Raw genomic sequence first — 22,281 nt, forward strand, 5'->3', positions numbered from 1 at the left:
AAGTTACTGTATAATCCACAAATCAGCGCAAAGCTTCGATGTATCAAGATTATACGGCAATTGCAATTCTTCTATTAACTGCAGTTCCCCTTCTGGCCGTTGCTACAACCGTCTTCTTTTACGTCAGAAATAACGACAGAAAAACTCCTCTCACCCGAGAAGATTTTTATCGTTGATCCCTTCAATATCGATCAATATGCTCATCGGTTGATCCAAATTCTGTTCATAATTTGCATACCGCTAACAGCTTGCCATTGTTCAGATAGGTCACCGCCATTCCACTCAGAGTTCCGAAGACCATCACGGCCATCAGAACGCTGCCCCAGAGATAATGTCTCTGAGCGAATTTTCCTTTAATTAGAGCCTTGCGCTGCTCGGATGTCCCCGTGCGTACCTTCTTGGCCTTCATTCCCAGGTACATGGCGTAGCCTCCTGCCGCCAGCAACAGCCACATCATCAGCGGGTGAACCAGGTTGAGACCAAAAGACAGCGACTGAGGCATCAAAAATCACAGGACTCACCGAAGGCTAAAACTGCAACGCTCAGGTCTTGGACTGCCTCAATCTCCCTTCAGTTCAGGTCATCAGTGCAGGAAGTGACGACGCCCTGTCAGAAGCATCGACAAACCGAGTTCATTGCAGGCCTGGACTGAATCTCCATCACGCTTACTGCCACCTGGATGGATGACAGCCGTAATTCCATGTTCAGCAGCCAGACGGACCGTGTCGTCGAAGGGGAAAAAACCATCACTGGCCAACACCGCTCCCCGGCTGCGCTCACCGGCGGCTTGAAGGGCAATCTGCGCCGAGCCCACCCTGTTCATCTGACCGGCTCCCACTCCGAGGCTCTGACCTTCCCTGGCGACAACGATCGCATTGGAGCGAACGTGGCGGACTAATCGCCAGGCGAAACAGAGATCTTCGCGTTCCCTTGCGGTGGGCACTCGCTCAGTTGCCACGGTCCAATCATCCGGACTCACAGGCTGATCATCAAGATCCTGCACAAGGACTCCACCCAGAATGCTGCGCACATGGTCGTGGCCGGCGGAATCAATCGAGTCTGGGGAGAGTTCAAGCAGGCGCAGATTGGCTTTGGCAGCGAGGATCTCCCGCGCTTCGGGTGCAAACGCCGGCGCCACAACACATTCCAGGAAAAGGCCCGTGAGTTCACGGGCAGCCGTTGCATCAACACAACCGTTCAAGGCCACGATGCCTCCAAAGGCGCTGACCCGATCCGCATCCAAAGCCCGCCTGAGTGCGGCTGCAGCGCCGTCACCAACCGCCACTCCGCAAGGGTTGGTGTGCTTCACCACAACAGCTGCAGCGCCAGTGGCAGGGTGGCTACCAGTGGTGCCATAGCCGAACTCTCGGACCGTAGCCAGAGCAGCCTCCAGATCCAGCAGGTTGTTGGTGCTGAGTTCTTTGCCTTGCAGTTGAATCGCTCCGCCCCAGCCCGTCTTGGCAGCGCTGTACCAGCTGGCGTGTTGATGGGGGTTTTCTCCGTATCGCAGGCGTTGACGCAATGGCAAAGCCTCCAGCCAGGGGAGCTCTGCCGCAGCTGGATCGCCGGAACCGTTCAACTCCGGCCTGACCTGCATCCATCGGGTGATTGCAGCGTCGTAAGCCGCCGTATGCGCGAAAGCCTCGACGGCAAGCTGACGACGAACAGCATCCGTGAGTGCCCCACCTGAAGCATCCAGCGCTGCCAAAAAGCGGTCGTACTGATCCGGGGCAGTGAGCACAGCGACATGCGCGTGATTCTTGGCAGCGGATCGCACCATCGTCGGACCACCAATGTCGATGTTCTCGATTGCGGTGTCCCAGCTCACCGCTGGATCAGCAACCGTCTCCCGGAACGGATACAGATTGACGACAACAACATCGATCGGAGCAATCTCCTGAGCGATCAGATCGGCTTCATGGCTGGGATCGCCACGCCGGGCAAGGATGCCGCCATGAATGCGGGGATGCAGCGTCTTCACACGTCCGCCGAGAATCTCCGGCGCGCCGGTGTGGTCCGCCACAGGGGTGACAGGCAGACCAGCCTCCATGAGAACCTTTGCTGTGCCACCGCTGGACAGCAACTGGTAGCCATAGCGGTGATGCAAAGCCTCAGCGAGAGGCACCAGTCCGCGCTTATCGGACACGCTCAGCAGCGCAGTGGGAGCCATGGCAGCAGGACAGGGATAAGACCTTGGGCCAACCTACGCAGCAGCAGGTCAACCAGCTAATGCCTGATTCAGTGATTCATGCCGGTCGGGAACCGGGACGCATTCGCCTCGTGCTTTTGCATGGCTGGGGGGCAGATGCCGAGGATTTACTGCCCCTCGGCGATGGTCTGGCAGCAGCAGCAACGGTTCCTGCGGAATGCATTGGACTGCAGGCACCCGAACCTCACCCAGGCGGTCAGGGGCGCCAGTGGTATGGACTGTTCCCGTCGGACTGGCAGGCCGTGCCGTCAGCCACGCAACAGTTGCGCCATCGCATCGAAGCACTCGACCTGAAGACCATTCCGCTCTCTCAAACGGTTCTGATCGGTTTCTCCCAGGGAGGTGCCATGGCCCTGCATGTGGGCTGCAACCTGCCACTGGCAGGAGTGATCAGTTGCAGTGGCTACCCCCATCCGGGATGGCAACCTCCATCAACCCGCCCACCTGTATTGCTGCTACACGGTCGGAATGACGAGGTTGTACCGGTTGCGGCAGCCGAGAAGCTGCTTGAACTCCTGAAGCCGGGGTCCGATGAATGCAGCCTGAAAATCTTCGCCGGTGGACACACCATTCCCCTGGAAGCTCAGGAAGCCATGACTGGCGCGATCGCGTCCTGGCTGCAATAACCCAGCCAGGACGCGATCGTCTGATTCAAACGAAGGCGTATTCGTACTCTTCCATCTCTTCCCAGTCGTCGGAAGAAAGCTCCAGGCCTTCAAAGATCACCTCTTCGCCGACGCGATCGACGATGGTGCGCAGCGAAGGGAAGAGAAAGTGATTTTCCTCCGCATACTGAGCACTGAACAAGCCCTTCTCACCCCAGAAAAAACGGTCGGTGGTGTGCTCGTTGCGCCTCACATTCAACAACGCTGGAGGAACAAGACAGCCTTCAGCGATAAAGCGGCGGGCCGCTGTCACGGGCTTGTGTTCACCGGTTTCCAGATGGAACGTGGGCACGTGGGCCAGAACACGCTGGCCGGCAAGACGGCGGCGGCTAATCCGCTTGCGCTTCTTAGACATAAGGTTGTCTCCCGCAGACGGGAGCTGAGAGGTGGACTGAAGGGAGCTGTTGGGCTGAGCCGTTGGTTGAGCAATGTCCTGATCGATCCGCAAGCGGAGAACTCAGGTCATCAGCGTTCGGACTGCGGAAATCCGGAGAAGGCCGGCTCGCAATTAAGACACACTCCATTGCTCACAACGACGAATGTCGACGTCAACAGGGGATTCATCAACCTCTGCTGTAACCTTGGTGGCACGGAAAGTGCAACCTCAATCGGAGCAACGAAGAAGCAAGGCCTTCCAGGGGCCATGCTGTTGGTCGCATCTCCGATCTTAAGACTTTTTCCCAATTTGGCAAGCAGTCCAGATGCTGTACCGCACGACCGCCTGTATTCCGTGATGCAGTTCGGCTGATGCAACTGTCCGATCGGTTCCTAGATCTGGCGCAGCAGCAGCTGCAGTCTCTGGCGGTCGAAACGGCCATGGCGCGTCTTGCCCTTTACGTCACCGACCGTGAGCAGGGCTCCACGCCGACCCTGACACTTGTGGCCCAATGGCCTCTCGACTCAGCACTGCCACCAGCCATTGCCGAAGACCCCAGCCTGCGCAGCGTGGCCCAGGAACGTCGCTGGTACCCCTTGCGTCACGAGAACATGCTTCTGGGCGTGCTGCGTGCAGAGCAACAACCGCTGCCAGGCAGGCCCGTCGACCATGACCCTCGCCTGCAGATCTGCGCTGAAACGCTCGCTTGCATTCTCGGGCTGGAACAAGATCGTCGCAAGCTGCATCACCAGCTGGACGAGCAACGCCAGCAACTGAACCTGGTGGTGCATCAGCTGCGCAACCCCTTAACGGCTCTGCGCACTTACGCCCAGCTTCTGCTGCGTCGCATCGGCCCAGACGATCAGCAGCGCTCATTGGTGGAAAGCCTGATTCAGGAACAGGATCAACTGGACCGTTATCTCCAGTCCCTGGACCGGATCGGCCGGGGCGAGCTCAGGTTGGAGGCGGATGCGTCTACACCTCTGCTGCTGCCACCCGTTCCCGTGGATGCGCCTGACCTGACCGTGGCTGATCTGCTCAATCCTCTGATCCAGAGGGCTTCTGCCACAGCAACCCTGCAAAACAGGACCTGGCATGGCCCCGATCAGTGGACTGCCTGGACCCATGCCGCTCGCCCGGCCGCCGATGCCGTGATGGCTGAAATCGTGGCCAACCTGCTGGAAAATGCCTTCCGATACAGCCCGCCCGGATGCGCACTGGGCCTCAAGCTTCTGAATCATGCAATCTGCGTCTGGGACGCAGGCCCCAGCATTCCCTCCATTGAGCACGAGCGCATTTTCCAGCAAGGTGAACGTGGCAGCAGCAGCACCGATCGTCCTGGCTCTGGATTGGGTCTTGCGCTGGCCCGTCGCCTGGCGGAAAACCGCGGAGGCTCATTGAACCTCCACACCGAACCCAAGACGCTGGATGCAGATCTGCCTGCGCAGGGCAATGCCTTTCTGCTCAAGCTGCCGGCAACAGAGCAGGAACAAGCAACGCAAAGCCCATCAGCGTGAGCGTTTCGCAGATCATCAACGTGGCGCCATAGCTATCGCCGGTATGCCCCCCCAGACGCCGGCCCAGCCACTCCGCCGGAAGCAGAGCTGCAGAGGCCCCAAGCAAGGCAACACCGGTCCATGCAATCAGCAGCCGAGGCTCTAGACCCCACACCAACAGGCCTGAAATCAGCAACAGCAACAGGGTCGGGTTGCCTTCACGCCATCCACACCAGTTGCTGCGATGGAATGCCGCAGTCCCCGTGTCCTGCTGGCGTAGGTAAGAGAAGCGGCCCATGGCCCACAGCGGCGAGACCCTCGCGAAGATCGCGGACACCACCAGGGCCGCCGGGGCGAACCCACCCAGCTGGACCAGAGCTGAAAACTGGAGCAGCAGCACGATGAACGCCGCTTGAACCCCACTGGCCCCGACACGGCTGTCATCCATGGCCTCGAGACAACGACTGCTGCCTGCGGCCAAACCGTCGGCCGTGTCCATCAGTCCGTCCAGATGGAGTCCACCGGTAAGCCAGAGACCAAGAGCCAATACCGCAGGAGCGATCGCCACAGATGACCAGTTCAGAGCACTGAGCAGCAACCAGAGGGCTGCCATCAGCCCACCGATCACGGCTCCGATCCAGGGCGCAAAACGGGCAATGCGCTCGAAACGGGGTTCAGGCCCTGGCCAGCCGGGGAGCACGGAATAAAACACCCAGGCACCGGCCAGATCAAGCAACCAAGGGGGAGAGGCAGACCGCAGAGCAGCGCAGATCACGGAGTTCACTCACCGTAGGGTCAGAGGTCGGGCGGAGGTGCGCGTGTTCGACTTCAAGATCAGCGCTCACTGTTCGCGCACCGATGCGCGCTGTGCAACGTTCTCAACCCCGCACGGAGTCGTCGAGACGCCGCGATTCATGCCGGTGGGGACCCTCGCCACCGTGAAGGGGGTCAGCGCGGACCAGTTGGCAACCACCGGTGCCCAGATGGTGCTGTCGAACACTTACCACCTGCATCTGCAACCGGGCGAGGCGGTTGTGGAGGCCGCAGGCGGACTGCATCGGTTCATGGGCTGGAACGGACCGATGCTCACGGATTCCGGCGGATTTCAGGTCTTCAGCCTTGGCGATCTCAATCGCATCGATGACCAGGGAGTGGATTTTCGCAATCCACGCAACGGCAGCCGCATCCTGCTTACCCCGGAGCGATCGATGGAGATCCAAATGGCACTCGGGGCGGACGTGGCCATGGCCTTCGATCAATGCCCCCCTTATCCGGCAACCGAGAATGATGTGGAGGAGGCCAGTCGTCGAACCCACGGCTGGCTGGAACGCTGTGTAAGCGCCCATCAAAAAAGCGATCAGGCGCTTTTCGGCATCGTGCAAGGAGGATGCTTCCCACACCTGCGTGACGCCAGCGCCCGGGCGGTCGCCGGCTTCGATCTGCCGGGAATTGCCATCGGCGGAGTCAGCGTGGGCGAGCCGGTGGACGACATGCATCGGATCGTGCGCCAGGTCACTCCTCTGCTACCGGATGATCGCCCTCGTTATCTGATGGGGATCGGAACTCTGAGGGAAATGAGCGTTGCCGTCGCCAACGGGATCGATCTGTTCGACTGCGTCTTGCCGACGCGGCTTGGCCGGCACGGCACAGCTCTGGTGGGTGGAGAACGCTGGAATCTGCGCAACGCCCGTTTCCGCCACGACCACACCCCGCTGGACCCGAGCTGCCCCTGCCAGGCCTGCCGTCAGCACAGCCGTTCCTATCTGCACCATCTGATCCGCAGTGATGAGCTTCTGGGGCTAACCCTGCTCAGCCTGCACAACCTCACGCATCTGATCCGCTTCACCACCGCCATGGGCCAGGCGATCAAGGACAGCTGCTTTTCAGAGGATTTCGCTCCCTGGGAAGAGCACTCCCCGGCTCATCACACGTGGTAGCGTCCGCTCACTGACCGTTTTCCGCCGGGATGGCTGCTTTCTCACTTGATCTGCTGGCCCAACTTCCAGAGGCTTATCAGGCTTTCGGTCCGCTGATCGACATCCTCCCGATCATTCCTCTGTTTTTCCTGTTGCTGGCCTTCGTCTGGCAGGCCTCCGTGGGTTTCCGCTGAAGCGTTCAGCGCTGTCGCTTGCCGCGACATAACACCAACCAGGCGAATTGAGGCAGTGCGAGATAGCGCTTCCAGCGGCTTGGCTCCTGCAACAGCCTGTAAAGCCATTCCAGTTGCAAACGGCTGGTCCAGCCTGGGGCTCGTTGTTTCAAACCTGACCAGACATCAAAGCTGCCGCCGACGCCCATCCAAAGACCAGGCAGCTTGTCTCGCATTCTCTGGATCCAGATCTCCTGCAGGGGCACCCCAAGAGCCACAAGCACTAGATCAGGGCTGAGTCGCCGCAACCTTGTTTCAAGCTCCGGCCAGGCTCCGGCGTCCTGATATCCGTGTTCTGCGAAGACCAGCTGCAGTTCTGGACTCTGCTGTGCAAGGCGATCACACAGTTTGTCCATCACTTCAGGCGACGCGCCAACCAGTGCAACGCGCCAACCATGGGCTTCGGCGTAATTGAGCAACGACCAGGCCAGCTCGATTCCTGGACTGCGTTTCACCTTGACGCCCTGACGAGCGAGAGCCCAGACCACCCCTGCCCCATCAGGAACCACAAGATCCGCGGCTCGGATCACTGCACCCAGATCGGTGGTGCGGCGCGCAAGCATCGTCATCTCCGCATTCAGCGTGACGATCTGACCTCCACCCTCCGCATGCAGGCCGATGGCTGCGGCAGTGACATCCCTGCAGGCATCAACGGGGATATCGAGAACGTGGCAACGACGTTGATCGCGCGGACCCGTTGTCAGTGCTTCCATCCGCGTGTCCGTTGCACGAGAGAATCTAGATCCGGTCGCGTTAGCCACCATGGTTCTGTCGCACCCGACCCGCGAAGAGGATCAGCTGCGGGCGCAACGACTGACACAGCTCGACCGTTCCATCGAGCGGGTGGTGCTGCAACGACAGAACCCGATCAGTGGGCTGCTGCCTGCCAGCACGGCCCACACCGTGCATGGCAATTACGGTGACGCCTGGGTTCGCGACTGCATTTATTCGATTCAGTGCGTCTGGGGTCTGGCGATCGCCCACCGGCGCCAAAACGGCAGCTGTCAACGTTGCTGGGAGCTCGAACAACGCGTCATCGACCTGATGCGCGGATTGCTGAACGCCATGATGCGTCAGGCCAAAAAAGTCGAGCGCTTTAAAAGCAGCCTCGATCCACTGGATGCTCTGCATGCGAAATACGACAGTGCCAGCGGATCCCCGGTCGTTCCTGATGATGGATGGGGTCATCTGCAGCTGGATGCCACATCACTGTTCCTCTTGCAGCTGGCCCAGCTGAGCTCCAGCGGTCTGGCTGTCATCCATAACCGCCACGAAGCCTCCTTTATCCAGAACCTGGTGTACTACGTGGCCAGGGCCTACCGCGTTGCCGATTACGGCATCTGGGAGCGGGGCGACAAGGGCAATCACGGCCTGCCGGAACGCAACGCCAGTTCGATCGGCATGGCCAAAGCCGCACTGGAAGCACTGGACGGAGTTGACCTCTGCGCGTCCCACGGAGACGGAAGCATGCAGGTGCTGATTCCCCACGGTGCTGTGGTGCGCCTGAGGCGAGCCCTGACGGGGCTGCTGCCGCGTGAATCAGCCAGCAAAGAAGTCGACAGCGCCTGCCTCTCGGTGATCGGCTACCCCGCCTGGGCGGTGGAGGACCGGGCGCTGGTGGAGCGCACCAACAGGCGGATCAGGCGCGAGCTGGGAGGTCCCTACGGCTACAAACGCTTTCGCAGGGATGGTCATCAGACGGTGGTGGAAGACATCACCCGGCTGCACTACGAGCGTGAGGAACTGGCCACCTTTGAAGGAATCGAATCGGAATGGCCACTGTTCCTCGCCTACGAATTGGTGACCGCCTGCTTCGAGCAGCGCTGGGACGAGGCCAACCTCTGGCGTGAACGTCTGCAGGCACTGCAGGTGGAACGTGATGGAGAACGACTGTTCCCAGAGCTCTACCTCGTGCCCGCCAAACAGCTGGAGCTGGAACGGCGTGCACCCGGGAGTCAGCGCCGCATCGCCAACGAGAACGTTCCGTTGCTCTGGACACAGAGCCTCGCCTGGATTGGAGAGATGCTGCTGGATGGATTGATCAAGGCGGAGGATCTTGACCCCTGCGGACGGCGACTGCCCGCGACGCTGGGGGCCGACACAGTGTTGGTGTCGCTGGTTCCCGCAACTGATGCCGTCGCGCAACAACTGCAGAAGCTCGGGTTGCCGGTCAGCGATCCTGAAGCCGCTGACCTACCGGTGCTGCCATCTGAGGCTCTACGAGAACGGTTAGGCAACGTTGGTGCCGACGACGCTCTTGGTCTCAGCGGCCATCCACCCCTGCGACCGGAGACAGCGGTCACAGCTCGCCTCTATCGCCAAGGCGAACAACAGCTGGCTTTTCTGCCGGCAGTGCTGGAGGAGGGCACGTTCTTTCTCAGCCATGACCCGCAACAGCTGGTCGAGAGCATCGTTAATGAACTGCATCTGCTCCAACGGCATTGGCAGGGCCAGGGAGCACCCCTGCTGCTGATCCCCGTGCAACCGGCTCTGCTGGAAAGACACGAAACGCTTCTGCTGGAACTCACCCAACGACTCCAGAGCGGCAGCATCGAAGACGTTGCTGTGGATTTCGCTGATCTTCGGACCCTGGCCAGCAAAGCCCAGTGGTTAACTCTCCCGGATCAGTGCCAGAACACCAAAGAACCTGACAAGGCGAAAGAAGCAGCTGAACTGCTGCAGGCCTCCACAGACCTGAGTGACCTCACCGCTGCCCAGGAGCAGGAACTGGACGACATTCCCCTGGAAGAGCTGCGTCAGAGGCTGTGGAGCAGCCATTCGCTACGTGAACAAGCGGAAGTCCTGGAGCTGTTGACGCAACGCCTCGGTCAGCAGGCCATCCTCAGCGGACCCAAGGGAACTCCGGTTGAGCTGTCCACCCTGCTGCAGGAGATCTACCGCCGCGGCCTCAGCCAGGAGGACTGGAACGTGGCCCGGCGCTGCGCCGGGGCCATGGGCCTGGTTCATCCCCAGCTGGAGGATGCACTCACGGACCTGCTGAGCCGCCAGAAACAGGTCGTGATCGGCCGCAACTACAGCAGCGAATCCCGACTGACCAGTCCTGTCTCCAGCCAGTCGATCGCAGCACTGATCGACAGGACCTGCGGCAGTGACGGACGTGAACGGATGCTCCAGCAGGAATTGTTGTTGGCACTGGACGGGATCGCCAGACGCGAACCGGGCATGATCAGAGGCTCTCTGACCTTCCAACTCGGGCAGCTGCTGCTGCTGCTGACCTCAGAGCTGGCTCCGGAGCAGCAGTGCAGTCAAGACGAAGCCTTCGAGGCCCTGTGCGATGAACCTCCTCACCGCATCAGCCTGCGCCTGCGCACGGTGCTGGCCGACGTTGACCATGCCAGAGCCGCCCTGCAACGTCGGGAACTGCTGCACCTAAGCGGCAAGGTGCAGTGGAACATCCCCGAACCCCTTGATGAGAGCCCCAGCGGTAGCGACTGGCTGCAGCACCGGATCCGTTTGGGCTCACTGCAGCAGGTACCCAGAGAGTTTTATGCGGGGATCTGGTCACTGCTGCACCACTGCCGTGGGCTGGTGATCGGCGACAAACTGGAGCGCCGCAACCGTCTCACCAGCGCCCTGGTGCGCGAGAAAACCCCGGGTGAACGCAACTTCGCCATCCAGGTGGAGCATCTGCTCAGTCGCATTGGAGCTCCGGAATACCGGCAGCTCTGCACGGAAAGCCTGCTTTCGCTGATGGCCTTTGCAACCGCGAATCCCGACATGCGTTTCGACGACGACATCGCCCTTGATGTGGTCATCGGCCATGCCGTGAGAGTGGGCTGGAGAAATCGCCATCCGGAGCAGAACACCGAGGACTATTCACAGCACAAAGCTGCTGCCTGGGATCAGTTCTACCGGTCATCTCCGGCCGAATGCAGGCAGTGGCAGATCGAAGCCCTGAGGGAACTCGCGGATCAGCAAGGACTGCGCTGATTCCGATCAGATCGGTGTCTCGATCGGAACACCAACCCCGGGCTGCTCCACAGCCTGTTCAATCAGATCAGCCAGACGCAGGGCTCTTGAAGCCTGCTGACCGTCCACTGCTGGGGTCTCACGTCCGCGAACACATTGCAGAAAGTGTTCGAGCTCGGCATACAGAGGCTCGATCGAGGTGGTGCTCACCTCCTCAATGAAGCCATCATTGCGATAGAGCAGCTCCCCGTGATCCGCGGAGTACCACTCATGGGCCCGGCGGTGAATGTGCAGGTTGTGGTTGAGGAAGTCGGTTTCCACAAGGCTGGCCCGGCAATGCGCGCTGAGCGTCCGGATCTTGCGATGACTCATCTTGCTGGCCGTGAGACTGGCCACCACGCCGTTTTCAAACCCCAGCGTGGCGTTGACGTAATCGATCGGGCCCTCCGAGCTGCGACCACCCGCCGCCGCCAGTTGCACCACAGAGGAACTGGCCAGCTCAAGCACCAGATCCAGATCGTGAATCATCAAATCAAGCACCACGGACACATCGTTGGCGCGATCGGCATGGGGGCTGTGACGACGGGCTTCGAGCACCACCACCTCTTCGTTGGCCACCACCTTGGTGAGCTCACGGAACGCGGGATTGAAGCGTTCGATATGGCCCACCTGAAGCAAGCGGCCCACTCGACTGGCGGCATCAATCAGAGCAGCGGCTTCCTCCTGGCTGGCGGCGATCGGCTTTTCGATCAGCACATGGGAACCAGCCTCCAGGCAAGCCAGACCGACGGAGTGATGCAGGAGGGTCGGCACCGCGATGCAGACGGCCTCAACCTCCTCGAGCATGGTTCGGTAATCAGAGAACCAGCGACATCCGAACTGCTCGGTGGCCAGAGCTCCGCGTTGAGCGTCAGGGTCGGCAACACCAACCAGATCCGCGTCCTTGAGCAGGCTGAGCACGCGCGCGTGATGCCAACCCATGTTGCCGATCCCGATCACGCCGACCTTCACCGGAACCATGGCGTCGGTCATCAGCGGGACTGCACGAACCGGCTGATTATCGGTGATCAGTGCAATGGGGAGTGAATTACATCAATCCCTGGTCCGGATTGTCGGGATCGATCGGCGAATCCGGCTCCTCAATCAGGACCAAAAGCACCCTCACAATGCGGGGACCGGCCATGGCAACGATCTCGAACTGGATGTTGTGATGGCGCAATGCCTCGCCCGGTGAAGGGATGTGCTGAAGCCGTTCCAGCAGAAAACCGGCCAGGGTGTGATGGTCACTGGCTTCCGGTAGATCCAGCTGCAGCTGGCGATTCAGCTCAACAATCTCCAGATCTCCGGCCACAAGCCATGTTCCCGGCTGGCCCTCCATGGGCACCAGGTCCGGTTCATCGGTTTCATCGTCAGGTTCATCACCAACGATTTCTCCGGTGAGGTCTGCTGCGGTCACAAGGCCCTCTGTTCCGCCATGTTCATCGACCACCAGCAGCAGGGGGTTGCCTGAGCGGATGATGGCCAGCAGATCAGCAAGGTTGCTGGTCTCCGGAACCGTCTGCGCAGGCATCAGGTAGGGCTCAAGCCAGGAGTCTTCGCGCAGCTCCCCTCGAGCGATCGGCTCGGCGAGACGCCGCAGATCAAGAACTCCCCGCACATCGTCCAACGATTGACCGATCACGGGGAAGCGCGCATGGCGGGTGCGATGCACCGCCTCCATCAGTTCCGCGAAACGCACCTCAACGGGAAGGGTGACCATGCCGGATCGCGGCACCATCACCTCACGGACTTGGGTGTCGTGAAGGGCGAACACACCCTCGAGGATGTTGCGTTCATCCGGTTTGAGACCGGTCACCGCGCCACTCTCGATCAGAGTTTCCAGCTCGCCGGCCGTGAGGGCAGGAACCGGGGCATCCCAGCGCTGGGTAAGCCCTACGAATCGCAGCAACAGTGAAGCCAGGCTGTCAAGAGCCGACAGCAGGGGACTCAGCACCCGGATCGCGCCCTCGAGAACAGGACCAAGCTGCAAGGCGGCGAACTCGGGACGGCTGAGCACCCAGGCCCGTGGGAGCAGACCGGCGACCAGGGTGGCCAGCACAACTAGCAACAAAAACCAGGCGAGATCCCACCAGCGTCCAGAGGGCATCTCCAGTGGCCACCAGCGCTGACCGAATCCACGACCGATCCAGCCCAGGGCTACCAGCGACAGGCAAGCCCCGAACTGTGTCATCAGCAGAGCGATGCGCAGATGCCGCTGTAGTCGCTGCACCGACTGGGCACCGGGGCGGCCTTCCTCACTCAAAGCCTGCACCTGACTTGGCCTCAGCCGGAGGAGAGCCACCTCAGCAGCTGAAAACAGAGCCGGAAGAACCAGCAGCGCGATCAGCAGCAGGGTGCGCATTGGAACCAAACAATGGGGGTCGCGGGGATCGAACCCGCCTTAGGCGAATTATGAGTTCGCTGCATTCACCAGATTGCTAGACCCCCCCTGATCCGTGGATTTACCACAGGGCACGCACCGGCTGAAAGGCTTCCTCGTCCTGAATGACATCAGGGGGTGGACTGCCAATGTCCTCGGCAAGACTGCCACTGAAGCCATTGGGAATGTCAACTGTGCGCCAGGGAATCGGATCACTCTGATCCTCAAGCAGCATCGTGTAGGTGTTCTCGACAGCAGTTCCGTCCCAAATGATCGTCTGGTCAGGGAAACCGAATCCCATGAAGCGGTTGCCCTGAGGACCGGCAACGGCAATGCCCAGCAGGTCCGTGACCTGATGCAGGAGATCCACACCGCTGGCATAGGGAGCTGTCCAGCCATAGAAGCGCTCTTCCATCAGGGCTGAAGTGCTCTGCACCGGCCCGCAACGGGTGACCTCAACCGGTGATGGAGTCACATCTCCTGCAGAGATTGCAGTCGAAGGGGCCTCCAAGGTGGTGGAGCAGACCACCGGTCGAGCCACTGCAGCTGCCTGAAACGAACTCAGTGACAGAAGCAGAAGCGAAGTGCTGAATCGAAGCCTGTCCAAGAGAGGAGGCACCACTGCGCGCAAACTAGGCAGAGGATCCGCGAAGCACCAGCCCCATGCCCGTCATTTCCGACCCATCCATGGATCGCCAGGCCTTGCTGGACCGACTGGCCCTGGAGGCTTATCGGCACGGGCAGTTCACCCTCGCATCCGGTCGCAGCAGCAATCACTATGTGAATTGCAAACCGGTGGCCCTCAGTGGCAGCGGCCTGGCGCTGCTCAGTCCCGCCATGTTGGCGCTAGTAGATAACAATGCCGCCGCCGTTGGAGGTCTCACTCTTGGAGCCGATCCCCTGGTGAGCGGTGTGGCCATGGCAGCGGCGCAGCAGGGCCGTGATCTGAATGCACTGATTGTGCGAAAACAGGCCAAAGGCCATGGCACCGGTGCCTGGCTGGAAGGCCCACTGCCTGAGGTCGGTGCCCTCGTGACGGTGCTGGAGGACGTCGTCACCACCGGTGGGTCTTCGATCCAGGCTGTTAACCAGCTGAAAGAAGCCGGATATGTCGTTCGGCGCGTGATCACCATCGTGGATCGTGAGGAAGGTGGTCAGGAGGCTATGGATGAAGCGGGCTTGGAACTGGTCAGCCTGTTTCGATTGAGCGAGGTGGCTGCCAGAGCCAAGGAGCTTGAACAGTGATGAGCAGGGGTCAGGACGTCAAAGCATTGATCTGGGATGCGCGATTCCCGCTCATCCGTCTGGAGGGCCAAGGATGCAGCAGCTTTCTGCATGGCCAGACCAGCGCAAAAGTGGATGGCTGCCCCCATGGCGATCTGATCCAGGCCTGTTGGCTCAATGCCACAGGCCGCGTGCAGGCCCTGCTTGAAATTCGCCTGGATTCCACTGGCGCCGACGTGCTCGTGCTCAACGGAGACAGCAACAGCGTCGCTGTCGGATTTGATCGGGTGATCTTTCCTGCAGACCAAGTGCGGCTGGGGGAGCAGCGCCAGCAGCGCCGGATGCAACGCCTGGAAGCTGGAAAGGCGCCCGACTTCACCCAGGTGATCTGGCTGAGTGAAGGCGGCGAGACACCGAGCTGCTGGGCAGATCTCACAGCCTGCAACGCCACAGAACTGGAATGCTGGCGGAACCAACAGGGCTGGCCGCTGGGAGATCAGGAGCTCACGGGTGACACCAATCCCTTTGAACTGGGTTTATCCGATTGGGTCGAGCTGAACAAAGGCTGTTATCTCGGACAGGAAACCGTGGCCAAGCTGGCGTCCCGCGGTGGTGTGAAACAGCAGCTGCGTTGCTGGCACAGCACCTCTCAAACTCAAAAGAGTTTGGGAAGCGGCGAACAGCTCAAGCTGAACGACTCACGGGCCGGGATCATCACCAGCGTGTCCACAGACAAGGCAACCGGGAGCAGTTTTGGCCTCGCCCTGGTCAGACGTCAGGCGCTCGACGCGGAAACACTGCAAGTGGGAGACAGTGATGTCGAGGTCTCCATCGCACGACCTAGTGCATTCTGCGACCCGCCCGCTCGAGGTTGAGAGCGACTGTCGGCAGCGAGCATCCATGCAGCCACCGCCCAGGTAGCCAAACCGTCATCACGGTTGTACGTGAAGATCCAGCGCAGGGCCTGGACATGACCACGGTCCTGCGGTCCGGTACCACGCCACTGCCTCCACCAGAGCAGGGCCCTTGCACCATCCACCCCAGCCTGACTCCAGCTGAATCCAAGCCAATTGGCCACTTTCTTCAGCCCATAACCACTGAGGGGAAGTCGCCAGTGACTGCGTAACCGGGCATGCACATCGACCAGCCGGCAGCGCAGGGCCTGCCGATCCAAATTACTGACGCCCTGACGTTCAGCCATCTTGCACAAAGCCAGTGACTCCGTCTCGCCGTAGTGGAGGACGGGCCAGCCCTCATAACGATTCAGGAATCGTTGGATTCGTTGCCAGCAACGCCCCTCACCATGCTCCTGAAGCATCAGCAGAGGGTGATAGCTGGCCCGCTCAAGAGCCCAGCGGCCGTCGGGAGCCCGGGGCAGACAGACAAATCCATGCAGAAAGTCATCACGGGCATCCGGGTCTGATTCGATGTCATAGAGCAGCACCCCAGGTGCATTCGTCAGTTCCGGCAAAGCCAGGGACTCGACCAGCGCCTGCGCCTGCCCATCCCGCTGGGCTCGAGCCTGAGCCACGAGAGGAGCCGCCACAGCTCCATGCTGCTCTCCAAATCGCTGCAGCTGCTCCGCCAGACGATGGGGATCAGCATCGGCAAGTGCGTTCAGGCCATCAATTCCCAGCTCGAGGAGCATCTCCCGGCGCTTGGCGCCAATACCGCTGACCTCACTGAGATGTCCAACCCGACGGGCCTCGGCGTTGCACACACCTCGCCAGCTGCACAATGAGCACTTACGCCGGTCTGAGGCGAGCGGAGGTGGATCGGTCCGCTCCAGATCAGATGCCAATTTGCGCAGTGCCTCATCCAGCTGACGCTGCAGGGAGTCACCAAGAGCAACCGTGTCCTTCTCGAGGTAGCGGCCTGCTCCCGCCAGAGCCAGCCCGTCCTTGACAGGAGCGTCCTGAAACAGTTCGAGCAGACGGGCTGACAACGCCAGCTGAAGTCGATGCTCCCTGGTGAGTCGTCGCCCCTGCCTGGCCAAGACAGGTCGATAGATGTAATCGCCCCAGCGACTGCGGCCGGGCTGGCGCTGTAGCAGAGCTGGATGCGCCTCAATGCTGTATCCGTCTGCGGTGCGTCCACGCAACCTCAGTCCCACCACACCGACTTCACCCCGTTCGCAGGCGGCGAGCCCATGTCCGGGCTTGTGCGGTAGTAACGCAACAAAACTGCGTTGCTGATCATCAAGCTGCAGGGTGCGATGGGCGGTGTACACCCTCTTGCCCTGATCACCATGACGATCGAGCCAGGCCCGGCGCCGGCAGCGGGACCAGCTGCGCAGCAGTCGGTCGGTGAGTGGCTTGTCAGCAGAAGGGGTGTCACCCATGGCTCGAGGTTAAGGCGGCCAACTGCTAAATCCAGATGGACTACAGGCATGCCATGGCGTCGGCTCCCCTCCCTCTGTGCGCAGCTCCGATCCGTTTCGGCACCGATGGATGGCGGGGAATCCTCGGGGTGGACATCACCGTGGAGCGGTTGCTGCCGGTGGCGGCGGCGGCGGCCCAGGAACTCGCTCATCAAGCACCTGATCAGCTCAACAGCAAAACGGTGGTGATCGGCTACGACCGCCGTTTCCTGGCACCGGAACTTGCTGAGGCGATCGCTTCCTCCGTGCGTGGAGTTGGCCTGGAACCCCTACTCACAAGCACTGCCGTTCCCACTCCGGCATGCAGCTGGACCGTGGTGCAGCGCCGGGCGCTGGGAGCCCTTGTGATCACGGCCAGTCACAACCCGCCTGAATGGTTAGGTTTAAAGATCAAGGGACCGTTCGGCGGATCTGTGGACGGCACGTTCACTGCCGCGGTGGAGCGACGATTGGCTGCAGGCAGTGTCAACGTGCCGGTTGCGGGGGAGCTGCCACGCTTTGACGCCCGCAGCGAACACCTTGAGGGGCTGCGAACCAAGCTGAATCTGGGCGCCATCAGCTCTGGGCTGAAGGCCATGGGCCTGCGGGTGATCGTGGACCCGATGCATGGCTCTGCGGCAGGTTGTGTGTCTGATTTGCTCGGAAATGATGCCGAGGGTCTCGTTTGCGAGATCCGCAGCCAGCGTGATCCTCTCTTCGGGGGCTGCCCTCCGGAACCGCTCGCTTCTCACCTGCAGGATCTGATCGCAGCCGTTCAGACCTCCGGTCGCAACGGGCAGCCAGCAGTGGGTCTTGTCTTTGACGGTGATGGCGACCGCATCGCGGCAGTCGATGAGCACGGTTGTTTCTGCAGCACCCAGCAACTGATGCCTCTGCTGATCGATCACCTCGCCGGAGCAAGGCAGTTGCCCGGCACTGTGGTGAAGACCGTCAGTGGCTCCGACCTGATGCGTCTGGTGGCGGAGGACCATGGCCGGGAAGTGCTGGAGCTTCCTGTGGGCTTCAAGTACATCGCCGCAGAGATGCTGGCGGGTGAGGTGCTGATCGGCGGGGAGGAGTCTGGAGGCGTCGGCTTCGGCATGCACCTGCCAGAACGCGATGCACTGTTCGCCGCCATGCTCGTGCTGGAGGCTCTCGTTCAGGGAGGCATGCCACTGGGAGCCCGAATGCAGGCTCTGCGTCTGCGCTGCGGAGGCTCGAGCCATTACGACAGGCTTGATCTGCGTCTGGCCGACATGGAGTCCCGCCGACGCCTTGAGCATCTGCTGTCAACCCAGCCTCCGCAGGAAGTCGCAGAACAGACCGTGTTGGAGGTGATCACGACGGACGGTGTGAAACTGAGACTTGGACCCAGCCACTGGCTGATGCTGCGCTTCTCCGGGACTGAACCCCTGCTTCGGCTGTATTGCGAAGCACCCGACAGCGATCGGGTGGAGGCCGTGCTCACCTGGGCCCGCAACTTTGCGGAGAGCGCTTGAGCATGGAGACGCAAACCCTGGTGATCGCCAGCAGCAACTCCGGCAAGGTGCGGGAATTTGAGGGTCTGCTCAGCGGACTACCGCTGATTGTGAAAGCACAACCTGAAGGGTTGGACGTTGAGGAAACCGGCAGCACCTTCACCGCCAACGCCCGCATCAAAGCGCTGGCCGTGGCTGCAGAAACCGGGGAGTGGGCTCTCGCAGACGACTCCGGTCTGAGCGTGGATGCTCTGGATGGAGCACCAGGTGTTCATTCCGCCCGCTACGCACCAAGCGATGCAGAACGGATCGCACGATTGCTGCAAGCGCTTGAGTCTGAGGACAACCGCACGGCCCAGTTCTGTGCAGCCCTCTGTGTGGCGGCACCGGACGGCACGCTGCTGCTCGAAGTGGAGGGCCAGTGCAAGGGATGGATTACGCGATCACCAAGGGGAGATCAGGGTTTCGGTTATGACCCGATTTTTGAAGTTGAAGGCACACAAAGAACGTTCGCGGAAATGTCTCTGAAGGAGAAAAAAGCTCACGGTCATCGAGGTCGTGCATTCACCTTGCTGGAACCACGCCTGCGACAACTGCTTTCTCAGCAGTGAGACCCGCGAATGCACGGATTGTGACGAGGTGCTGACAAACAGTTCTTGTACGGTGTGATCTGTCGCTGACGAGGTCGATGGCCATCGCCATGACCACCGGTTACAGCGCACAGACTGAAGGCGCTCTGCTTTGCATCGAAGCTGCCTCGGACTGGGGTCTGACTTGTGTTGACCAACTTGCTGCCGCTGACAGCCATGTGCTGATCGACTACGGAGCTGCCGATGGCGGCACGGCCGTGGGTCTGTGGCATCAGGTGCTGGATCGCCTGCACGCCAACCAGCCTCAGGCCCACCTCACCCTGATCGGCAATGATCTGCCCAGCAACGACAACGTTGCCCTGGCTGAAAACCTGGCACTGCAGATTCCGCGCACTCCGAAACCCACCGTTCTGGTGAGCGCCCGCAGTTTCTATGAGCCATCTGTGGGTCCCAACACGGTGAGTTTTGGCTTTTCGGCCACCGCCATGCACTGGCTGAGCGAATCGCCAGGTCCGCTGAATACCCATACCCACGTGCTGGCATCCGGTGATGCCGAAGCTCTGCAACGTTTCACGGCGCAGGCGCTCAGGGACTGGACTTACGTACTGGAATTGCGCAGCAAAGAGCTGAAGGTGGGTGGTCGTCTGCTGACGGTGAACCTGTCTCGCGATGGAGAGGGGCGTTACCTCGGCCACAACGGCGGTGAAACCCGCAACGTGCACGACCAGCTGCATCAGATCTGGAAGAGCCTTGCCGACGAAGGCGTGATCTCTGATGAGCAGTACCGCAAGGGAACGGTGCTGAACTTCTACAAGTCACCCGAGGAGTTCATGGCGCCGCTGAAGGATCAGAGCTCGGCGCCTTATCGCAATGGGCTGCGTCTGGTGGATGAGCGCACGGTGTATGTCAAGTGCCCTTACCGCCGCCGCTGGGAGGAGAACGGCGACACGGCAGCGTTCGCGGCTGGACTGATGGCCACGATCCGCAGCTGGAGCCGACACAGCTTCGCCAGCACTGCTGGAGACGCCGCTGCGGACGAGGTCTACCGCCGCCTTGAGCAACGCATCGCGGAAGCCCCTTCCGAGTGGAGCCTGGATTACGTGGAGCACCACCAAATGATGGAGAAAGTGGCCTGATGACAACAACAACCCGACCCGCGCCGGATGTTTCGGTGCTAGCTGAACATGTCTCCGACCATCTGTCGGTGTTCGTGGTGGCCGAGAACACCGATGCGCGCCGCCCTGCCAACGGCGGCCTGCGTCTGCTCAATTACCCCAGCGATGAGGCCTGCATTGCCGATGGACAGCGACTTGCGGGGCTGATGACCCACAAGCACGACCTCTATGGCACCGGTTTTGCCGGCGGCAAGATCGTGGCACGCGCCGCCGAACCGGAGGCGGTGAAGGACGAACTGATCAGCATTACCGCTGGGCTTCTGGAATCTCTCGACGGAGCCATGATCACCGGCTGTGATCTCAATACCAGCCTGGAGGATATGGAGCGCCTGACGGAGCTCACTCCCCACGTGCTGGCAGCCGTCGGCAGTCCTGTTGATGCCAGCGCAGCCACGGCTCATGGCACCCTTGGAGCCGTTGAAGCCGTACTCGAGTCGACCCTTGCCGACGCGAAACCCGGACGCGCTCTGGTGCATGGATGTGGCGCCGTCGGCGGCACCGTGGCTCGCGTGTTGGTTCAGCATGGCTGGACTGTGTTCACCGTGGATCTCAGTCCAGAACGTGCCGGCTTCCCTGGTGCCACTCCTCTGCCTCAGGACTGTCCCTGGTGGGAGCTGAAGCTGGATCTGCTGCTGCCCTGCTCGATCTCAGGCCTGATCAATGCTGAAATCGCCTCGGCCCTGAGGGTCAAATCGGTGGTCCCAGCAGCCAATGCTCCGTTCCAGAGCACTCAGCTCGCCGACGACCTGCGACGCCGTGGCATCCGTGTGCTGCCGGATCCATTGGTGAATGCCGGTGCCGTGATCGCTGACTCGATCGAGCGCTTCTCGCCTGACGCCTGGAAAGGTGCAGGCGCGGAGGATGTCTACGCCTTCGTGCGCAGCGAGGTGCGCCAAAGAGCCACCGACTATCTCAACCAGCGTGATCAGGGACTCTCGGTTGGAGCAGCTCTCGTGGAAGTCACCGCCGAACGGGAGACCGATCCGATCGGCCTCAGCTTTGGAGACGTGGCATGAGCTCGGCCACTCTTCCTTCCAACGCCGCCGTGGTGATTGTCGGCGGAGGCATGGCTGGTCTCAGCTGTGCGGCGTCCCTGGCTCGTCGGGGCATCACCGACGTGGTGCTGCTCGAGGCCAAAACCCTGGCGCACGCCAAGGCCAGCAGTTACGGCGAAACCCGGATGTTCCGGGAGATGTACTCCGATCCCGTGCTCTGCCGTCTGGCTCAGGAGGCCAACAGGCTCTGGCGTGAGGAGGAGATCCACGCAGGAGAACAGCTGCGCGAAACCCATGGCTTGCTGTTTTACGGCGAAAGCTGGGATGAGGAAACGATCGAAGGGTCGATCCCAGGGGCTCGTCTGGTGATGGACGAACAGGGCATCCCGTATGAGGCACTGAATGCCGATCAGATTTCAACCCGCTTTCCTCTGAAACCGAAAAGCGATTTCACCGGACTGTTTGAGCCAACCGCAGGAGCAGTGCGCAGCGACAAGGTGGTTGCTCACTGGATCAGCACGGCCCGTGATGCCGGCCAGCAACTGGTCGAACACTGCCCGGTGGCGAACCTGGATGGCGACGGCGGTGGTGTCACGCTTGAAAATGGCCATCACATCGCCGCCGGGCAGCTGGTCGTGGCCTGTGGCATCTGGAGCCAGTTGATGCTGGCTCCGCTGGGACTCGCGCCGAAACTCGAGGTATGGCCCATGCTCTGGGCTCATTACACCGTGGACCCTGCGTTAGCGGATCGTTATCCGCAGTGGTTCTGCTTCCAGAAAGAACGCGGCGATGACGGAGGTCTGTATTACGGCTTCCCGGTGCTCAGCCACACCAGCGACGGCCGGCCACGCATCAAGGCGGGAATCGACTGGGCCCCCAAAGAGCTTCGTGTCGCAGAACCCAATGCCATGACCACCGAGCCACCGGCGAGACTGGTCGAACTTCTCGATACGTTCCTGTTCAACGAAGTCGAAGGCGTTCAGGAACGGGTCGAAACAGTGATCAGTCCTTACTCGATGGCCAGCGACGTCAATTTCGTGCTGGACCGTCTGAGCCCCAAGCTGAGCCTGTTTGCCGGTGGCTCAGGCCAAGCCTTCAAATTCGCGCCCCTGATCGGCGACTCGCTGGCACGACTGGCCAGCGGTGAAACCCCTGCTGTGGATCTTTCCTGCTGGAGTCACCAGCGCGAAGCCGTCAGCGCCTAAAGCCCCTCTCG

Annotated in this window: 21 protein-coding genes, 1 tRNA gene and 1 pseudogene; 13 read left to right on the forward strand and 10 right to left on the reverse strand. The window is 61.0% G+C overall.

The genetic code is table 11. From position 1 onward, the window contains the following. Positions 1-244 precede the first annotated feature (244 nt). Positions 245-502: pseudogene (locus AC6EI9_RS08845) on the reverse strand (DUF4079 domain-containing protein); the annotation flags it as partial. 81 nt (positions 503-583) lie between these two features. Continuing rightward, positions 584-2,170, reverse strand: coding sequence for a bifunctional phosphoribosylaminoimidazolecarboxamide formyltransferase/IMP cyclohydrolase (purH, locus tag AC6EI9_RS08850; protein ID WP_498467435.1), 1,587 nt, complete (start codon positions 2,168-2,170; stop codon positions 584-586). Between the two features lie 59 nt (positions 2,171-2,229). On the opposite strand from purH, the gene AC6EI9_RS08855 reads away from it, so the two are divergent. Beyond that, the gene (locus AC6EI9_RS08855; protein ID WP_498467436.1) at positions 2,230-2,835 is read left to right on the forward strand and encodes an alpha/beta hydrolase; all 606 of its coding nucleotides are present in this window, start codon (positions 2,230-2,232) and stop codon (positions 2,833-2,835) included. A gap of 25 nt (positions 2,836-2,860) precedes the next feature. Here the strand turns inward: AC6EI9_RS08855 and AC6EI9_RS08860 are convergent, their stop codons facing one another. After that, on the reverse strand, positions 2,861-3,229 hold the full coding sequence (locus AC6EI9_RS08860) for a DUF3155 domain-containing protein (RefSeq protein WP_066905043.1): 369 nt from the start codon (positions 3,227-3,229) through the stop codon (positions 2,861-2,863). Between the two features lie 66 nt (positions 3,230-3,295). Between AC6EI9_RS08860 and AC6EI9_RS08865 the strand changes: the two genes are divergently transcribed. Further along, the gene (locus AC6EI9_RS08865) at positions 3,296-3,622 is read left to right on the forward strand and encodes a hypothetical protein (protein ID WP_498467437.1); all 327 of its coding nucleotides are present in this window, start codon (positions 3,296-3,298) and stop codon (positions 3,620-3,622) included. Beyond that, positions 3,622-4,767 (forward strand): sensor histidine kinase, encoded by a 1,146-nt coding sequence (locus tag AC6EI9_RS08870; RefSeq protein WP_498467438.1) that lies wholly within the window; start codon positions 3,622-3,624, stop codon positions 4,765-4,767. The genes AC6EI9_RS08865 and AC6EI9_RS08870 overlap by 1 nt, the downstream gene beginning before the upstream one ends. Here AC6EI9_RS08870 and AC6EI9_RS08875 read toward each other — a convergent pair. Next, on the reverse strand, positions 4,715-5,530 hold the full coding sequence (locus AC6EI9_RS08875) for an adenosylcobinamide-GDP ribazoletransferase (protein WP_498467439.1): 816 nt from the start codon (positions 5,528-5,530) through the stop codon (positions 4,715-4,717). The genes AC6EI9_RS08870 and AC6EI9_RS08875 overlap by 53 nt on opposite strands. 34 nt (positions 5,531-5,564) lie before the next feature. Here AC6EI9_RS08875 and tgt point away from each other — a divergent pair, with 34 nt between their 5' ends. Together tgt and AC6EI9_RS08885 are read left to right on the forward strand one after the other, a co-directional pair. Beyond that, the gene (tgt, locus tag AC6EI9_RS08880; protein ID WP_498469993.1) at positions 5,565-6,683 is read left to right on the forward strand and encodes a tRNA guanosine(34) transglycosylase Tgt; all 1,119 of its coding nucleotides are present in this window, start codon (positions 5,565-5,567) and stop codon (positions 6,681-6,683) included. A 29-nt stretch (positions 6,684-6,712) separates the two neighbouring features. Further along, positions 6,713-6,856, forward strand: a complete 144-nt coding sequence (locus tag AC6EI9_RS08885; protein ID WP_066904771.1) for a photosystem II reaction center protein K — start codon at positions 6,713-6,715, stop codon at positions 6,854-6,856. Positions 6,857-6,861: 5 nt separating this feature from the next. Here the strand turns inward: AC6EI9_RS08885 and AC6EI9_RS08890 are convergent, their stop codons facing one another. Next, positions 6,862-7,608: a WecB/TagA/CpsF family glycosyltransferase gene (locus AC6EI9_RS08890; RefSeq protein ID WP_498467440.1), complete on the reverse strand. Its 747-nt coding sequence runs from the start codon at positions 7,606-7,608 to the stop codon at positions 6,862-6,864. Positions 7,609-7,657: 49 nt separating this feature from the next. Between AC6EI9_RS08890 and AC6EI9_RS08895 the strand changes: the two genes are divergently transcribed. Further along, positions 7,658-10,846 (forward strand): glycoside hydrolase family 15 protein, encoded by a 3,189-nt coding sequence (locus AC6EI9_RS08895; RefSeq protein ID WP_498467441.1) that lies wholly within the window; start codon positions 7,658-7,660, stop codon positions 10,844-10,846. A gap of 6 nt (positions 10,847-10,852) precedes the next feature. On the opposite strand, the gene AC6EI9_RS08900 is transcribed toward AC6EI9_RS08895, so the two are convergent. The 4 genes from AC6EI9_RS08900 to AC6EI9_RS08915 form a co-directional block, all read right to left on the reverse strand. Next, positions 10,853-11,857, reverse strand: coding sequence for a Gfo/Idh/MocA family oxidoreductase (locus AC6EI9_RS08900; protein ID WP_498467442.1), 1,005 nt, complete (start codon positions 11,855-11,857; stop codon positions 10,853-10,855). Positions 11,858-11,912: 55 nt separating this feature from the next. After that, complete coding sequence (locus AC6EI9_RS08905) at positions 11,913-13,226, reverse strand: hemolysin family protein (protein ID WP_498467443.1); 1,314 nt, start codon at positions 13,224-13,226, stop codon at positions 11,913-11,915. 13 nt (positions 13,227-13,239) lie between these two features. Further along, positions 13,240-13,312: transfer RNA gene (locus tag AC6EI9_RS08910), tRNA-Ile, on the reverse strand. Between the two features lie 14 nt (positions 13,313-13,326). Then, positions 13,327-13,863 (reverse strand): occludin/ELL family protein, encoded by a 537-nt coding sequence (locus tag AC6EI9_RS08915; RefSeq protein WP_498467444.1) that lies wholly within the window; start codon positions 13,861-13,863, stop codon positions 13,327-13,329. A gap of 44 nt (positions 13,864-13,907) precedes the next feature. On the opposite strand from AC6EI9_RS08915, the gene pyrE reads away from it, so the two are divergent. Together pyrE and ygfZ are read left to right on the forward strand one after the other, a co-directional pair. After that, positions 13,908-14,489, forward strand: coding sequence for an orotate phosphoribosyltransferase (pyrE, locus tag AC6EI9_RS08920; protein WP_498467445.1), 582 nt, complete (start codon positions 13,908-13,910; stop codon positions 14,487-14,489). After that, entirely contained in the window at positions 14,489-15,343 is an 855-nt protein-coding gene (gene ygfZ / locus AC6EI9_RS08925) for a CAF17-like 4Fe-4S cluster assembly/insertion protein YgfZ (protein WP_498467446.1), read from the forward strand. Before pyrE ends, ygfZ begins: the two co-directional genes overlap by 1 nt. Here ygfZ and AC6EI9_RS08930 read toward each other — a convergent pair. Next, positions 15,244-16,809 carry a TM0106 family RecB-like putative nuclease gene (locus AC6EI9_RS08930; protein WP_498467447.1) on the reverse strand — a complete coding sequence of 522 codons (1,566 nt, stop codon included), beginning with the start codon at positions 16,807-16,809 and terminating at the stop codon, positions 15,244-15,246. The two genes, ygfZ and AC6EI9_RS08930, sit on opposite strands and share 100 nt — an antisense overlap. Before the next feature lie 53 nt (positions 16,810-16,862). On the opposite strand from AC6EI9_RS08930, the gene AC6EI9_RS08935 reads away from it, so the two are divergent. The 5 genes from AC6EI9_RS08935 (at position 16,863) to AC6EI9_RS08955 (ending at position 22,270) form a co-directional block, all read left to right on the forward strand. Further along, the gene (locus AC6EI9_RS08935) at positions 16,863-18,326 is read left to right on the forward strand and encodes a phosphoglucomutase/phosphomannomutase family protein (RefSeq protein WP_498467448.1); all 1,464 of its coding nucleotides are present in this window, start codon (positions 16,863-16,865) and stop codon (positions 18,324-18,326) included. 2 nt (positions 18,327-18,328) lie between these two features. Further along, entirely contained in the window at positions 18,329-18,916 is a 588-nt protein-coding gene (gene rdgB, locus AC6EI9_RS08940; RefSeq protein WP_498467449.1) for an RdgB/HAM1 family non-canonical purine NTP pyrophosphatase, read from the forward strand. A gap of 77 nt (positions 18,917-18,993) precedes the next feature. Next, a complete protein-coding gene (locus tag AC6EI9_RS08945) occupies positions 18,994-20,031 on the forward strand; it encodes a class I SAM-dependent methyltransferase (protein ID WP_498467450.1) in 1,038 nt (345 codons plus the stop codon). After that, a complete protein-coding gene (locus AC6EI9_RS08950) occupies positions 20,031-21,086 on the forward strand; it encodes a Glu/Leu/Phe/Val dehydrogenase dimerization domain-containing protein (protein WP_498467451.1) in 1,056 nt (351 codons plus the stop codon). The genes AC6EI9_RS08945 and AC6EI9_RS08950 overlap by 1 nt, the downstream gene beginning before the upstream one ends. Beyond that, complete coding sequence (locus AC6EI9_RS08955) at positions 21,083-22,270, forward strand: FAD-dependent oxidoreductase (RefSeq protein ID WP_498467452.1); 1,188 nt, start codon at positions 21,083-21,085, stop codon at positions 22,268-22,270. The genes AC6EI9_RS08950 and AC6EI9_RS08955 overlap by 4 nt, the downstream gene beginning before the upstream one ends. Positions 22,271-22,281 lie beyond the last annotated feature (11 nt).

The organism is Synechococcus sp. MIT2312, from assembly GCF_059772315.1.